At 39.3% G+C, this 16,134-nt stretch carries 15 protein-coding genes; 6 read left to right on the top strand and 9 right to left on the bottom strand.

The window, feature by feature from the left end:
- Positions 1 to 792, top strand: coding sequence for a GLPGLI family protein (locus OGI71_RS16120; protein WP_282250277.1), 792 nt, complete (start codon positions 1 to 3; stop codon positions 790 to 792).
- Positions 793 to 867: 75 nt separating this feature from the next.
- On the opposite strand, the gene OGI71_RS16115 is transcribed toward OGI71_RS16120, so the two are convergent.
- Complete coding sequence (locus tag OGI71_RS16115; RefSeq protein ID WP_045753606.1) at positions 868 to 1,047, bottom strand: hypothetical protein; 180 nt, start codon at positions 1,045 to 1,047, stop codon at positions 868 to 870.
- A 118-nt stretch (positions 1,048 to 1,165) separates the two neighbouring features.
- Positions 1,166 to 3,304, bottom strand: a complete 2,139-nt coding sequence (locus OGI71_RS16110; protein WP_282250269.1) for a S46 family peptidase — start codon at positions 3,302 to 3,304, stop codon at positions 1,166 to 1,168.
- Between the two features lie 176 nt (positions 3,305 to 3,480).
- Here OGI71_RS16110 and OGI71_RS16105 point away from each other — a divergent pair, with 176 nt between their 5' ends.
- From OGI71_RS16105 to OGI71_RS16090, 4 genes are all read left to right on the top strand, one after another.
- Entirely contained in the window at positions 3,481 to 4,851 is a 1,371-nt protein-coding gene (locus tag OGI71_RS16105) for a DEAD/DEAH box helicase (RefSeq protein ID WP_282250268.1), read from the top strand.
- 8 nt (positions 4,852 to 4,859) lie between these two features.
- Entirely contained in the window at positions 4,860 to 5,105 is a 246-nt protein-coding gene (locus OGI71_RS16100) for a hypothetical protein (RefSeq protein ID WP_282250267.1), read from the top strand.
- 88 nt (positions 5,106 to 5,193) lie between these two features.
- On the top strand, positions 5,194 to 5,544 hold the full coding sequence (gldC, locus tag OGI71_RS16095) for a gliding motility protein GldC (RefSeq protein WP_282250266.1): 351 nt from the start codon (positions 5,194 to 5,196) through the stop codon (positions 5,542 to 5,544).
- A 27-nt stretch (positions 5,545 to 5,571) separates the two neighbouring features.
- Positions 5,572 to 5,982, top strand: coding sequence for an EVE domain-containing protein (locus OGI71_RS16090; protein WP_257093906.1), 411 nt, complete (start codon positions 5,572 to 5,574; stop codon positions 5,980 to 5,982).
- A 116-nt stretch (positions 5,983 to 6,098) separates the two neighbouring features.
- Here OGI71_RS16090 and OGI71_RS16085 read toward each other — a convergent pair whose 3' ends face one another.
- From OGI71_RS16085 to OGI71_RS16055, 7 genes are all read right to left on the bottom strand, one after another.
- Positions 6,099 to 6,626, bottom strand: a complete 528-nt coding sequence (locus tag OGI71_RS16085) for an acyl-CoA thioesterase (RefSeq protein ID WP_120261652.1) — start codon at positions 6,624 to 6,626, stop codon at positions 6,099 to 6,101.
- Between the two features lie 14 nt (positions 6,627 to 6,640).
- Positions 6,641 to 7,555 (bottom strand): SDR family oxidoreductase, encoded by a 915-nt coding sequence (locus OGI71_RS16080; protein WP_282250259.1) that lies wholly within the window; start codon positions 7,553 to 7,555, stop codon positions 6,641 to 6,643.
- A gap of 125 nt (positions 7,556 to 7,680) precedes the next feature.
- The gene (locus OGI71_RS16075) at positions 7,681 to 8,625 is read right to left on the bottom strand and encodes a M20/M25/M40 family metallo-hydrolase (RefSeq protein WP_282250258.1); all 945 of its coding nucleotides are present in this window, start codon (positions 8,623 to 8,625) and stop codon (positions 7,681 to 7,683) included.
- Between the two features lie 129 nt (positions 8,626 to 8,754).
- A complete protein-coding gene (locus OGI71_RS16070; RefSeq protein ID WP_282250257.1) occupies positions 8,755 to 9,405 on the bottom strand; it encodes a lipoprotein signal peptidase in 651 nt (216 codons plus the stop codon).
- Positions 9,406 to 9,459: 54 nt separating this feature from the next.
- The gene (locus OGI71_RS16065; RefSeq protein WP_046674049.1) at positions 9,460 to 9,846 is read right to left on the bottom strand and encodes a TraR/DksA C4-type zinc finger protein; all 387 of its coding nucleotides are present in this window, start codon (positions 9,844 to 9,846) and stop codon (positions 9,460 to 9,462) included.
- A gap of 3 nt (positions 9,847 to 9,849) precedes the next feature.
- Positions 9,850 to 13,263, bottom strand: coding sequence for an isoleucine--tRNA ligase (ileS, locus tag OGI71_RS16060; RefSeq protein ID WP_282250254.1), 3,414 nt, complete (start codon positions 13,261 to 13,263; stop codon positions 9,850 to 9,852).
- A 337-nt stretch (positions 13,264 to 13,600) separates the two neighbouring features.
- The gene (locus tag OGI71_RS16055; protein ID WP_108635906.1) at positions 13,601 to 13,951 is read right to left on the bottom strand and encodes an iron-sulfur cluster assembly accessory protein; all 351 of its coding nucleotides are present in this window, start codon (positions 13,949 to 13,951) and stop codon (positions 13,601 to 13,603) included.
- Positions 13,952 to 14,237: 286 nt separating this feature from the next.
- Between OGI71_RS16055 and glyA the strand changes: the two genes are divergently transcribed.
- Complete coding sequence (glyA, locus tag OGI71_RS16050; RefSeq protein WP_282250251.1) at positions 14,238 to 15,509, top strand: serine hydroxymethyltransferase; 1,272 nt, start codon at positions 14,238 to 14,240, stop codon at positions 15,507 to 15,509.
- Positions 15,510 to 16,134: the final 625 nt, after the last annotated feature.

Genomic DNA, 16,134 nt, shown 5'->3' with positions numbered 1-16,134 from the left:
ATGAGAACGATCAGAAATATAATAACCCTATTTTTAATACTGTGTTTGGGAAAGGCGGCGGAGGGTCAATATGCTTATTTTCCAGATCAGGGAACGATTACTTTTGAGAAAACCGTATTTCTTAAAAATTTGATCAAGCGCTATGCGGCTTATTCTAAGGATGAAGAGAGCCGAAATGCATTAAAGGGAATAGTGGAAGGGGCGCCAGAAAATCAGGTGCTTAGAAAGACCTTGAAATTTTCTGCAAATGAAGTCCTTTGCGAACATATTCCTGAAGATTATCCTGAGGCTGCTCAGCAACTGATGCGGATGGGAATTTTTGAGTCGGGAATCAGCAGTTATCAGAATTTGAAAACAAAGGAATTCAAATCTACTTTTGAATTGGCAGGAGAACGGATTGTGATAGCCGATTCTACCCTTAAGATTAAGTGGAAAATTACGAACGAGTACAGGGAGATCGCAGGATACCAATGCCGCAGAGCAAATGGTCTTGTACTTGATTCAATCTATGCTGTTGCATTTTACACAGATCAAATTCCCGTATCTGGCGGGCCATCTGCATTCAATGGTCTACCTGGGATGATTTTGGGTTTGGCTGTTCCAGAGCTCCACTATAATATGTTTGCCACCAAAGTAGAGTTGAGTCCTGTGACGATTTCTTCTAACGAGTTTCTTAAGAAAAAAGACAAACCTTTGAATAGAAAGCAAGTTTACGACAAACTAAATGCTGTATTGGGTGATTATCTCGGAGTGAAGGTGTATAACCTCTTGATGGGCTGTTACTACTTGTAACAAGTTTTAGGTCGCATTAACGCATAAAAAAGGCCCTTCATTTGAAAGGCCTTTTTTATGTAAACTCAAGAAAGATTATTTTCCGTCGTTTTTCTTAGCAGTAACTTCGTTACGAATTTCTTGTGCTAAGGTTTTGATGTCTTGTAATCCTTTACGTACACGTGTACCAGCAGCAGAATTACCATTGTTGAAGAACTTGTCTGCATCAGCTTCGATAGAAGCTACTAACTCTTTTAATTTTACGTAGTTTTCCATTTTTTTATAATTATAATTTTAGTTTTTATGGTTTTTCCTAAACACTCCCTAAATATACAAAAACGAATCAATTTGAAAATAAATTTCGTTTTTTTTTATCGAAAAAGCTTAAAAAAAACTATTCAACAATCTTAAGTTCGTCAATAATGTTAGTTGCGCCAGCAAATTTATCGATGATAAATAATACATAACGGATGTCAACTGAAATTGTACGTTGTAGCTTATGGTCGAAGATCACATCACCAGCCATCGCCTCGATATTACCATCAAAAGCTAGGCCAATTAATTCGCCATTGCCATTTATTACCGGAGAACCGGAGTTTCCGCCAGTTATATCGTTGTCACTTAGGAAGTTTACTGGTAAATATCCTTTTTTGTCAGCGTAACGACCATAGTCCTTATTTTTGTACAAATCCATCAAACGTTGTGGCAAATCGAACTCTTCATCACCTTTTTTGTATTTCGCAACAGTACCTTTTAGGGTTGTATAGAAGTTCTTATCAGCGTCGTTACGTGGGTCTTTTGGTAAGCCTTTGATAGTGCCATAAGAAAGACGCAATGTGCTGTTTGCATCTGGATAGAATTTACCTTTTGGATTGGAAGCCAATACGCCAGCAACATATTTGCGGTAAGCTCCGTCAAATTTGTCATGCTCAGCTTTTGCGCTAGGATCTTCCTGACGGTATTTGCTGATCAACGCCGAAGATAACTTATACAATGGATCATTTGCTAAAATTTCAGCATTTGGGTTTTCCAAGTAATTGTTTAAACGCTCTGCAGAAGCAAAAATGCTGTTCTTTACGGATTCTTTGATATAGGCTGTAAAATCGTTATTGTTTTTAGTCGCTAATTCAGCAACATAAGGTGCGATATTTCCGGCCTTTTTTGCGTATAGATTCAGCTCGTCGATCAATACCTGTTCTTCTAGTGGCATATACATTTTTTCGTAGCCAGCATCAATCGCTGATTTTAAACGTGGAAGGATATCTTTTCTCCGGGCTTCATCAGCCGTAGCATAAACTTCTAAACCAGAACCGATGGAGTACGGTAAAGTAGCGATCGCACTAGAACGGATCATACCCATCAAATAATTATCGTGTTTCGCTTGCTCGTTGGTTGCGGTATAGAATGCATTGATTGTTTTGATCACATCACCGTATTCCGCTTTATTGGCAGCCTTATTTGCCCATTTGTCAAATTTGACCTCATCTTTTGCTTTAGATGCCGCCGTTTTATGTAAGGTCAACGCATCAATCATACCTTGACGATTTTTCCAGTAATTGGCTACTTGAGAATATTTCGAAGCATAGTTTAATTTGACCGCTTGATCCTGATCCATGAATTTCTTCATGGCATCCATACCTGTTTTGGAAGCTTCAACCCAAGCAGGGTACGCAAATTTCACGTTTTGATTGATTCCTCCTGAAGGCATCCAACGATTGGTACGACCAGGATAACCAAGGATCATGGCAAAATCACCTTCCTGAACACCTTTTAAGCTAACAGGTAAGAAATGTTTTGGTTTCAACGGAACATTGTCCTGTGCATATTCGGCAGGTTTCCCGTTTTTGTCTGCATAGACGCGGAAAATTGAAAAGTCACCAGTGTGACGAGGCCACTCCCAGTTGTCCGTGTCGCCACCGAATTTACCAATACTATTTGGTGGAGTTCCCACTAAACGTACGTCATTATAATCTTGATACACAAAATAATAATACTCATTTCCTTGGTAGAAAGATTTTACTTCAACAATATACTTTCCATTTTCGCTGTTTTCCTTTTGGATTTTTGCAATCTCAGCCGCTATGATTTTGTTGCGCTCATCTTCAGTCATTTTATTGTTAACCAAACCTAAGATACGTTTTGAAACATCATCCATACGTACAAAAAAGCGTACAGATAGCGATTTAGGTTTCAATTCCTCACTTTTCGATTTTGCCCAAAAACCATTTGTTAAGTGGTCGTTTTCTGGTGTTGACAATTCAGCAATTGCTCCGTAGCCACAGTGGTGATTAGTGAATACCAGGCCCTGATCTGAGACAATTTCCGCTGTACAGCCACCAGCGAATTGCACGATAGCGTCTTTTAAGCTAGAGTTGTTAATGCTGTAGATCTCTTCGGCACTCAAACGAAGCCCCTTTTTTTGCATATCTGCCTCATTTAGACGCTTCAGATACATTAAAAACCACATTCCCTCATCGGCAAATGCAGCAAAGCTTGTTGTTATCAACAACAAACACATCCATAATTTTTTCATATCAACCTGATAAAAAGTTTGTTTATACCGTACAAAAATGCTTTAATTCTATTAAAAACCAAAATATTAGACTTTATATTGTTCTTTTTCCCAATTTTTATGTCAATTAAAAGTAAATGTGTGCCGGAATGTTCATCGAAGAAAGTCAAATGGACTCTTTTCCTTATCTTTGTCGGATGCAGCAATCATTTGAAAATTTTAAATTCAATAAACAGATCTTAAATGCGATCACAGAAGCGGGGTATGAACAACCGACTGAGATCCAAGAAAAGGCAATTACACCGATATTGGCGGGGCAGGATGTGATGGGAATAGCGCAGACCGGAACCGGAAAAACGGCTGCATTTGTATTGCCCATGTTGATGAAATTGAAGTATGCACAAGGAAATGATGCGCGTGCCCTGATCTTGACACCAACCAGAGAGTTGGCGATGCAGATCGAGGAGAACATCAAATTATTTTCTACTTATCTCGATTTACGTTCTGTTGTATTGTATGGCGGATTAGGCCCAAAAACTCAAATAGAAACACTTGAAAAAGGAGTTGATATTATCGTTGCTACACCGGGTCGATTCCTTGATTTGTACTTAGAAGGACATATCGTTGTTAAATCACTCAAATTTTTAGTTTTGGACGAAGCGGACAAGATGATGGATATGGGATTTATCAGCAAAATCCACCGGGTATTGGAAATCGTCCCGCGCAAACGTCAAAATCTATTGTTTTCAGCAACGATGAGTGAGCTTGTTCGTAAGATCGCTGGAGATTTTCTTGCTTTTCCTACTGTTATAGAGGTGTCTGAACAAGCTACACCAGCAAAAACGGTCAGTCAGGCTTTATATCTTGTTCCTAACCAAAAAACGAAGCTGAATTTACTACAGCATCTATTGAAAGATGATGAAGCTTTTAGTAGATTGATTGTTTTTTGTAAAACAAAACAAGTTGCAGATAACGTTTTTCATTTTCTAGAGCGTAAATATGGCAAAGATGAAGTTCGTGTCATTCATGCCAATAAAGGGCAGAATACCCGTATAAACTCGATCAATGCATTTAAGGAGGGAAATATCCGTATCCTAGTTGCAACGGACGTCGCAGCACGGGGACTTGATGTGTCCAATGTGAGCCATGTTATCAACTTTGAAGTTCCTATTGTTATAGAGGACTATGTGCATCGTATCGGACGTACTGGTAGAGCCTTCAATGAAGGGGATGCAATCACTTTTTGCAATGAAGCCGAGAAATATTATGTCCGAAAAATTGAGAAATTGATTAAGCAGAGTATTCCGGTGTATCCAATGCCAGAGGAGGTATTCGTTGAGAAAACACCTTTTCAGGAGAAACAGGATATAGCCCGTGATATTGATAATCAAAAGAAAAAAGACAACCCGGATTATCAGGGAGCCTTCCATGAAAAGAAATATGTGATCAAACAAAAGGAAGTACGTGAAGCACAACGTGCCTCAGGCTTTAAACCGAAGACTAAGAGCAAAGGGAAGTCTGGCGGTGGTAAGGCAACAGGATCAAATCGTAGTTTCAAGAAACGATAGTTAAAAAAATGCGGTTTACCCCATTAAATATCGCGAGTGCATGCTTGGTAGCATGGTTTGTTATGGAAAATCCCAATGACGAAAAGGCACTATTTACATGGGGAGCATTTATAGCCTTGATGGTACTACTGACGGCAGTCGATATTTTGTTTAGAGTACTTATCAAAGAGAATAAAAAAATGTGGATGTTGCAGTTAGCATTTTTGGTCGTGGTCTGCGTTGCCAGCCTGATCGTTAAAGTGACATTCGCGTAGCGGAAAATTAAAAAATGGAGATGGTGGATAAGCCGGAGGCTTGTTGAGGTAAAATCTCAATACTCATATCTCAATACTCAATACTAAAATGAAAAAAGCGGAAATAAAATTACAAGTAGAGCTTGACGAAAACAATGTTCCTGAAAACATCATGTGGTCCTCCACAGATGGGAATAATGCAGAAGAATTACCTGCTAAAGCAATGTTTTTAGCCTTATGGGATTCACATTATAAAAATTCAATGCGCATTGATCTTTGGACAAAAGACATGCCTTATGATGAAATGAAACGTTTTTTTTACGAAACCTTACAAACCTTAGGCGATTCATTTATCCGTTCTGCAGGTGGAGATCCCATGGCTGAGAAGGTTATTGGCGACTTGCGTGATTACTGTGCGCATTTTGCGGATAAAATGGAAGTATTAATGCCGCAACAATAGTTTTTAACGCTTAACAAATATTTGACTATGCAATATTTCTTAGTAAAATCTGAACCATTTAAATATAGTTGGGAACAATTCAATAAAGATGGACGGACGTTTTGGGATGGTGTACGCAATTACCAGGCTAGGAATAATATGAAAGCTATGAAAGAAGGGGACTTGGTCCTGTTCTATCATAGCAACGAAGGAAAGGATGTGGTTGGTGTCGCTAAGGTGGTGAAAGAATTTTATCAGGACCCCACAACAGATGACGAACGTTGGGTTGTTGTAGATCTGGCTCCTGTTGAAACATTGAAGAAATCTGTCACCCTGGAGACGATCAAAGCAGATGAACAGTTACAGGATATCGCTTTGGTAAGACAGGGCCGTTTATCAGTAATGCCGCTAAAACCTGAAGAATTTGATCGAATATTAGCCTTAGGCAACGAGGACTAGTTGATTCAGACGAATGATAGGCCCAGGTACTGCATTGTTTGGCTAGTACAATAAATAAAAAGAGAGAACATGAACATGTTCTCTCTTTTTATTTATTGCAATTATAGCCTATCGTATCAGTTCTTTTGACTGAATAAACTGACCAATGCTTTTAATTTTTTTGCATTTTCCGGTTTCAGTTTTCCCGCAAGAATAAGGCGAAGTTCTCGCCGTTGAAGGGCATCTTCGTAAGCTTTGTGTTCTGACTCTGTCTCAGGTATCAATACAGGGACAGCTTTAGGGTTGTTGTCGGCGTCTACAGCAACAAAGGTATAATATGCCTCATTGGTTTTTACGCGTGTGCCCTCGGGCAGATTAGACGCGAAAATTTCCATGCGTACCTCCAGGGAGCTGTTAAATGCACGTGTCACTTGCGCTTGTATGGTGACCACTTCACCCAATTTGATTGAACGCTTAAAAGATACATTATCCACAGATACCGTAACGACCACATTGCTACAATGCTTTTGTGCAGCAATAGCTGAACAGATATCCATCCAGTATAATAAACGGCCGCCCATTAGATTTCCAAATGTGTTGGTATCGTTAGGCAGGACCAATTCGTTCATCTCTGTGTATGACTCTCTCGCAAATTTCTCTATCATATCGTTTGTTGTCATTATCGTCCAAATTCTTTGAATTGGCTATCAATTATTTCCAAAGATTTCATAAACGCTGTTGGTACATAGCCCAGTTCATTTTTCGATTTACTGAGATCAAAACCTGTCTGGCGTGGCCTGTTATCCGCTTGTCCAATACTTGACGCGCTGATTTCTGAAATCAATGTTTTGTCCAGTTTCCAATAATCTGCGATTTTATAAACCGCCTCATTAATAGACATCAACTCCGCTCCAGAGATATGAAATATTCCCTGAGCTTGTCGTTCAATAGCCAATTGACAAGCATGCGCTAAATCATCTACAAAGGTAGGCATTCTCCATTGGTCATTAACCACTTTTATAGCTTCTTTTTGTGAGAGCTTTGCCTTTGCCCAAAGGACTAAGTTGGAACGATTCGGATCTCCGTTGATACCATAAACCAAAATTGTACGTAGGATCGCATAATGACAGGAAGACTGCATGAGTACTTGCTCAGAGGCATATTTGCTTTTTCCATACTCACTTTGTGGGGTGGGGGCGTCCAATTCATTATAGGCTGTACCTTTTTTGCCGTCAAATACAAAATCAGTAGAGAGATGCACCAACTGTGTCTTATTTTTTTCGCAGTAACTTGCTAGTGTTTGTACCAGATCTACATTAATCAGCTGGCAGGCCGCTTTATCGGCTTCACATGCTTCCACACTGGTCATGGCAGCGGTGTGTATAATCGCATCAAAAATATGGTTGGATAAAAAATCCGCTAATAGGGTCCGATCCAACAAATCGACCTGATAGAAAATATATCCCGCTTGATTAGGGTTTCTATTCGGGCCTTTCGAAATGGCTGTAACTTCATAAAGATCATTTCCAGCAAGTAGGTCGACGACCTTTTGACCCAAAAAGCCATTGGATCCTGTGACAAGAATTTTTTTCATCCGTATACTTATTTTTTTTGTGTTTTAATCTCGAGGGTATCTACAGTACCTTAATAAATCCGCTCACGTTTGCATTTGAGCTAGGTTATATTTTGAAAGGTCTTCGATGGTTTATTTTATCCGTTTTAGTTGGTCCAGATAAAGTCCATTTTACTCGATTGTTTCATGATATTCTCAATCACCGATTTCTCTAGATCCAGAATAGATTTTAACGAATTGTAATCGATCTTGTCTGCGTCATCCGTTGGCATATGATAGTCGGGGTGTCCGCCGGTATGGAAGAATAATACTGGAATATTCTTTTTGTAGAATGAAGTCTGATCCGACCCTCCGTTACCGTCTTTGCTTAAATTGAACTTGATAGGTGCTTGGATATCTTTGAAAATAGCCGGCCATTGACTGCTTGTTCCATATCCGATGACGGCAAGACCATTGTCGGGATTGTAGCGGCCTATCATATCCATGTTAAGCATTGCCGTTATTTTTTCCAACGGTAGGGTAGGGTGTTCGGTAAAATATTTGGATCCCACCAATCCCAGTTCCTCGGCCCCGAAAGCGATAAATAACAAATTGTAAGGTTCTTTTTCTTTATTGCTGCTGAAATAACGGGCGAGTTCCAATAAACCTGCAGTACCCGAAGCATTGTCGTCGGCCCCATTGTGGATTTTACCAACACCTAGAGAATCTTTGGAGCTACCTTGGTGACCTGTTCCCAAGTGATCGTAATGCGCACCTATCACAACTGTCAACGCTGCTCCATTATCGATAAAACCAATAATATTGTCAGCATTGCGAATACTGTCAGCTACTTTTACCTTCCATACCTTTGCTTTGAAAGATTGGCGATAGCCTTTTTCACCCTTGGGTTGTAATTTATATTTTTTAAACTCCTTTTCGATATAGTCAGCTACTTTGAACACTTCTTTACTACCTGTTCCGCGACCTTGCATTTTGTCATCCGCTAGGTAGTAGATATGTTTTTTTAGATTGGGGATTTCAATTTGTTGTGCTTGAGCCAATTTTGTCACAAAAAGTGCGCAGACGATTAGGAATAAATTTATGTTTTTCATTTTTTGGTATTTAGTATGGAAATCGTCATAACCTATATTACCAGATTGCTTGATAATCGGATTACAATCCCCGTTTTTAAGTTTTAAAAGAAAAGCCTTGTGATTAACAAGGCTTTGTAAGATATTTCGTTAATCTTCAACGATTTCACTATGGATACTCGATTTCTCTTCTTTTTCCGTTTTGAAATACCGTTTTTGGAATAATAGTATCAGCACCACACCCACTGAAATAGCTGAGTCTGCAATGTTGAATACTGGCCGGAAGAATAGAAACTCCTCACCGCCCCAAAAAGGTACCCAAGTAGGGAAAGTACCTTCAATTAAAGGAAAATAAAGCATGTCAACTACTTTTCCATGCAGGAAGGATGAATATCCTCCACCCGCCGGAAATAAAGATGCCTTTTCGTAAAAGGTACTTTCACTGAAGATCACACCATAAAATGCTGAATCAATGATGTTTCCCAAAGCACCGGCAAGAATCAGGGCTACATTTAATATAAAGCCACGGTTGTATTTATTCTTGATCATGTAATGTAGACCATACCCGATACCAGCTACGGCCAGTATCCGAAACACGGTCAGGAACAATTTCCCGTAATCACCACCAAATTCCATTCCGTAGGCCATTCCATTGTTTTCAATAAAATGGATTTGGAAGAATTTACCTAAAATGTGATGACTTTGTCCAATTGTCATAGAGAGCTTAACCCATATTTTTGACAATTGGTCTATTAAAAGAATCGCGACAATTAGTGCGACTGGTTTCGTATACCCCTTCATTTTGCTATAAAAATGGTCTTTGCCCGCGCAAAGACCATATATTTTTGCCTAAAATTAATATTGTTTGTTTTTCGCTTCGATGCTCAACGTCGTGTGCGGAACAGCTTTCAAGCGCTCTTTTTGGATCAGTTTTCCAGTTTCTCTACAGATACCATATGTTTTGTTCTCGATGCGCACCAACGCTGCTTCCAGGTTGTCGATAAACTTCTTTTGACGTGCAGCCAGTTGGTTGGTTTGTTCCTTCTCCAAAGTTGCAGAGCCATCTTCTAAGGTCTTGTATGTACCCGCAGTATCGTCTGTACCATTCGCATTGCTGTTATTGAGCGTTGCTGTCAACGAGGAAAGCTCTTCTTTTGCTATTCTAAGCTTGTCCAAGATAATATCTTTAAATTCTTGTAATTCTGAATCGCTATAGCGTGTTTTCTCGTTGTTGTTTGCCATAATTTAATTTTTTTGGATTAATGCCTTAAGTTCTTTGCCATCGATCTCGATGGTCTCTCCTTCAGTTAGTGAATCTTCAAATACCAATGAATCGGCTAGAATTTCGGTGCAAATATAAGATAAATTTTCTTTCGCTGCATTGACTACTTCTGAGGCTGCTGTTAACTTTACGTTAATTCTATCAGTCACTTCAAGTCCTTTTTCCTTCCGTAAATTTTGTAGACGGTTGATCAATTCTCTTGATAAACCTTCCTTTTTCAATTCTTCGGTAATATGGACATCCAATGCTACGGTCAATTTACCCAGATTAGCAACTTGCCATCCCTCCACATCCTCTGCTATAATTTCTACATCGCTCAATAGAATAGTATATGGCGTGCCCGTTAAGGCCAATTCACCTGCTGATTCCAATGTACTGATTTGATCTATAGTCAACGATTGGATAGATGAAGAAACTAACTTCATATCCTTACCAACTTTCGCGCCAAGAGCTTTGAAGTTTGGTTTTATTTTTTTCTTGATTATACCAGTTGTATCCGTAATAAACTCAATATCTTTGATATTGGTTTCCGAAAGTATCAAATCTTTTACTTTTTCTACCTTCTCTTGAAAAGCACTGTCCAATACAGGAACGAGGATTTTGTTTAATGGCTGACGCACATTGATCGACGTTTTCTTACGTAGTGAAAGTGTCAACGACGAAATATCCTGCGCTAGGGCCATGCGTTCTTCCAGATCTTTATCCACTAGTTTTTCATCGTATACGGGGAAGTTGGCTAAATGAACTGACTCGACTTGTTCCTTATTGGTTGCAGTATTCAAATCCAGGAATAGTCTATCCGAGAAGAATGGCGATATCGGTGACATTAATTTCGCAATTGTATCCAAACAAGTGTATAATGTCTGATATGCAGAAATCTTATCTTCGGTATATTCTCCTTTCCAGAAACGACGACGGCACAAACGAACGTACCAGTTACTCAAGTGTTCGTCCACAAAGTTTTGGATTGCACGGGCAGCTTTTGTCGGTTCGTAATCCGCTAGATATTCATCCACTTCTTTCGTTAGTGAATTTAGTAACGAGATAATCCAGCGGTCGATTTCAGGACGGTTTTCTAATGCAATATCTGGTTCTGCATAGGAGAACTTATCAATGTTGGCATAAAGTGCAAAAAACGCGTAGGTATTGTATAGCGTGCCAAAGAATTTGCGGCGTACCTCATCCAATCCTTCCATGTTGAATTTTAAGTTGTCCCAAGGAGCTGCATTGCTGATCATATACCAACGGGTAGCATCAGCACTATATTGATCGATCGTCGAGAAAGGATCAACGCCATTGCCTAAGCGTTTGGACATCTTATTTCCGTTTTTATCCAATACCAATCCATTGGAAACAACGTTTTTGAAAGAGACCGATTTATACATCATCGTGGAGATCGCATGTAGCGTAAAGAACCATCCACGAGTCTGATCAACTCCTTCCGCAATGAAGTCTGCTGGGTATGCATGATTGAATCCATCTTTAAATGGAAACTCTTCCCCTCTTGCCAATTTTTCGTGATCCAATCCCCATTGTGCATAAGGCATTGCTCCCGAATCGAACCATACGTCAATTAAATCAGGCTCACGGAATAATTTTTGACCAGCGTCAGAAACAAGAACGATGTCGTCAACATATGGACGGTGTAAATCCAGTTTTTCTGTGTCAAATTTGTCTAGGTAGGCTTGGTTTTTCGCTTTCTCATCTGCGGATAGAATATCCGAAGTCAGGGAAGCCTCTAACAAAGACTTTAATTCAGGTAGCGAACCGATACAAACCTCTTCATTCTCATCTTCTGAACGCCAGATTGGAAGTGGTGTTCCCCAGTAACGAGAACGGGAAAGGTTCCAATCAACCAGGTTTTCCAACCAGTTTCCAAAGCGCCCTGTTCCAGTTGCTTCCGGTTTCCAGTTGATTGTTTTATTTAAAGCTACCAAATCTTCCTTTACCGCAGTAGTACGGATAAACCAGCTATCCAATGGATAGTATAAAACTGGTTTGTCTGTACGCCAACAGTGTGGGTAGGTGTGCTCGTATTTTTTTACATCAAATGCTTTATTATCCTCTTTTAGTTTGATCGAGATCAAGACGTCAGTAGGTTTGAAGTCCTCTTTCGCACGTTCTTCTGCACTGTAGTATTCCTCTTTCACAAATCGTCCTGCGAAATCGGTGATTTCATTCACAAAGCGACCCGTACGGTCTACCGTAGGAACATCTTTTCCATTTTCGTCTTTCACCAAAATACCCGGTACACCGTGTTCTTTCGCTACACGAAAGTCATCCGCACCATAAGTCGGCGCAGCATGTACGATACCAGTACCATCTTCGGTGGTCACAAAGTCACCAGGGATTACACGAAAAGCATTCTCTTGTAAATCTTCATTAGTGATATAAGGCAACAATTGTTCATAACGCAAGCCTACAAGCTCTTCGCCTACAAATTCTGTTGCAAGTTCCCAAGGGATAACTTTATCACCTAACTTATAGTCTTGGAACGAGGCATCTTGTCCCTCTGCCTTAAAATGCTTGCTGATCAGATCTTTTGCCAATACAACAGATATCGGTGCACCTGTATATTTATTGAAAGTTCTGATTTTGACATAGTTTATTTTCTTACCAACTACCAAGGCTGTATTGGACGGTAAGGTCCAAGGCGTAGTTGTCCAGGCGATAAATGCAACATCTTCGGCTTCATCGTCTACTAATTTTTCAATTGCTGGATGGAGCTGGCTTTTGATCAATCTAAATTCAGCAACAATTGTTGTATCCTTCACATCTTTATACGTACCCGGTTGATTAAGCTCATGCGAACTCAATCCTGTACCTGCAGCAGGTGAATAAGGTTGAATGGTGTAACCCTTATACAATAAGCCTTTTTTATATAGCTCTTTTAACAAATACCATAATGTTTCAATGTATTCATTTTTATATGTGATGTAAGGATGCTCTAGATCGACCCAATACCCCATTTTGTTGGTTAGGTCATTCCATACATCGGTATATTTCATCACTTCCTTGCGGCAAGCGTCGTTATACTCTTCTACGGTAATCTTTTTGCCAATATCCTCCTTAGTAATACCAAGAGCTTTCTCGACAGCAAGTTCAATTGGAAGGCCATGGGTATCCCAGCCTCCTTTTCGTTTTACCTGGTAGCCTTTCAATGTCTTGTAGCGACAGAAAATATCCTTAATCGTACGAGCCATCACGTGATGGATCCCAGGCATTCCATTCGCAGAAGGTGGCCCTTCAAAAAATGTATATGACTTGCTCTCAGGGCGATTATTGATACTTTTTTCGAATATTTTTTCCTGTTCCCAACGGGTCAAAATCTCTTTACCAATCTCCGGTAAATTTAACTGCTTATATTCTTTGTACATCAGACTGTTGTATGCTTCTTTTCTAAAGGTCGCTAATTTAGTGAATTATGATGGAAAAAGAAAGAGGGCTTTGTTGCTGTAGTATCATTATATGATGGGTAAAATATTTTTGAAAATCCCCATCAATGTCACTGGTCAGAGATTATACGATAATGGTGGCAGATAAAGTCGAACTGAAAGCTAGGAGGTGGGGCTATCGTAGCAGGAAATAAGTTGAATAAAGGATAATTGAATTTTCCTAAATAGTTGATTGGGTTTGTTGTTACGGAGGGCTAGGACAAAAAGGGGATTGCTACCCGCAATCCCCTTTTTCATTGAAATATGTGTAAATTTCAACTTATGCTGAAAAACTACTTCCACAACCACAAGTGCTACTTGCATTTGGATTATTGAAAGTAAAACCTCTTGCGTCAAGTCCTGATTTGAAGTCAATTTCCATGCCTGCAAGATATAAGCCATGTGCTTTGTTCATAAAAATGCGGATTCCTTCAATTTCGTACTCGCTGTCTCCATCTTTTTTCTGGTCAAAACCAAGGATATAACTCATACCTGAACAACCTCCACCTTCTACACCGACACGTAAACCAAAATCATCAGAAATTTCTTGTTGATCTTTTAATTTATTGAGTTCCTTGATTGCCCCTTGCGTTAAGGTAACAGGAGCAATTGCTGTATGTTCTGTGCTCATTTTGATAATGTTTTAGCCAATTCTTTAACAAAAATACATATTTTTAATTGCAAATCGCCCGCCGTAGATTTTTTGACATTTACAAAACATTCAATTTTTATTGGATTTGGGGGCTCCAAATAGGAGTTAAAAGGATACCTTGTTAATTAGCTAATTCGCATAAATAAGCCCATTTTTCTAAGAACATTTAATAAAATATGGCTTTTTGTCGATATTCTTTATGGAATATGCTATCTTTGAGGCATTAAAATAAACTACAAAATTTACTTTACAACATTTAAAAACAATGGAAAGAGATCAAGCCATTTTTAATTTAATAGCTGATGAGCTGAAACGCCAAGAAGAAGGTATTGAATTAATTGCTTCGGAAAACTTTGTTTCAAAACAAGTGATGGAAGCTGCTGGTTCAGTGTTGACAAATAAATATGCAGAAGGCCTCCCAGGAAAACGTTACTATGGAGGTTGTGAAGTTGTGGATGAAATTGAAACCATCGCAATTGATCGTGCAAAGCAATTATTTGGCGCAGAATGGGTAAATGTTCAACCTCACTCTGGAGCACAGGCAAATGCGGCTGTTTTTTTGGCGACAATCAAGCCTGGAGACAAAATTTTAGGTCTTGATTTATCTCATGGTGGACACTTGACTCACGGATCACCGGCAAACCTTTCTGGTAAGATCTATCAACCATTATTTTACGGTGTAAAAGAAGATACAGGTCTGATTGATTACGAACAGTTGGAAGAAACGGCACTTCGTGAAAAACCAAAAATGATTATCTGCGGTGCTTCAGCTTATTCCCGTGACTGGGACTATGCACGCATCCGTAAAGTTGCTGATGAAATCGGTGCGATTGTTTTGGCTGATATTTCTCATCCTGCAGGTTTGATCGCTCGTGGTTTATTGAATGATCCTCTTCCTCATTGTCATATCGTTACAACTACAACACACAAGACCCTACGCGGTCCACGTGGTGGTATGATTATGGTTGGTAAGGATTTTGAAAACCCTTGGGGTATCAAAACGCCTAAAGGTGAAATCCGTACGATAACTCAGTTGTTAGATTTAGCTGTTTTCCCAGGTACGCAAGGTGGTCCTTTGGAGCATACAATTGCTGCAAAAGCAATTGCTTACGGTGAGGCTTTATCAGACGAGTATATGGAGTACATTGTTCAGGTGAAGAAAAATGCAGCAGCATTAGCGCAGTTCTTCGTTGAGAGAGATTATAAGATTATCTCTGGTGGTACAGATAACCACTTGATGTTGGTTGATCTACGTAACAAAGATATTTCTGGTAAAGAAGCTGAAGCTGTATTGGGTAAAGCAGGTATCACAACCAACAAAAATATGGTTCCTTTTGATACACGTTCTCCTTTTGTGACTTCAGGTGTACGTTTCGGTACCGCCGCAATCACTACTCGTGGTATCAAAGAAAATGATATTATTCAAATCGGAGAGTTAATTGATGAGGCATTGAAAAATGCTTCCAACGATGCTGAATTGGATAAAATCCATGGTAAAGTGAGAGCCATGATGGCCGAGTTTCCGTTGTATAAATAAGACGCTGTCTTTATCATATAGAAAAGCGGAATCATCTTAGGTTGATTCCGCTTTTTTCGTTTTTGATCTTATACGATACCCACCGCGTACTTGCTCTGCCACATGCGAGCCATTAATGCATTTGTTTTTTAAGTTTTATGCTCCGCATCTGCTATGAAGTAAGGCCGTACTATCTTGCGGGCAACTGTATACCAACCTTCTAATTAAAAGGGATTTTATCCTAATATAATAGGGGATTAATAGGCACTTTATACGCTTTTATCCGAATGAGGTCCGAATGAGGTCCGAATGAGGTCCGAATGAGGTCCGGACAAGGTCCGAGTGAGGTCCCTATAAAGTCCCTGTTAGTTTCGAATTTGTCTCAAAGTTAATCACTTCGTAAATTGAGTCAGTCTCAAGTATTTTGTCAAGTGCTTTTTTTGGTTAAGAGAAGGGCGTTTTTACCTTTCTAAATGTTAAAAAATCTTAAAATGAAATGTAATAATTTGATTACTCAATAATTTTACGGTACTTTGAAATACTATTAATTGATTGTTTTACAATAAGAAAGGAACACTATACGCTAAACATTTACATTTTACAACAGAACTGATAATTTATTTGCGAACTGCTAAAAAAGTAAGTG

This window comes from Sphingobacterium sp. ML3W, assembly GCF_029542085.1.
In the GTDB taxonomy this organism is placed as follows: Bacteria; Bacteroidota; Bacteroidia; order Sphingobacteriales; family Sphingobacteriaceae; genus Sphingobacterium.
Note: the sequence above shows the minus strand (reverse complement) of the source record. Positions and strands in the feature narration are given on the sequence as shown.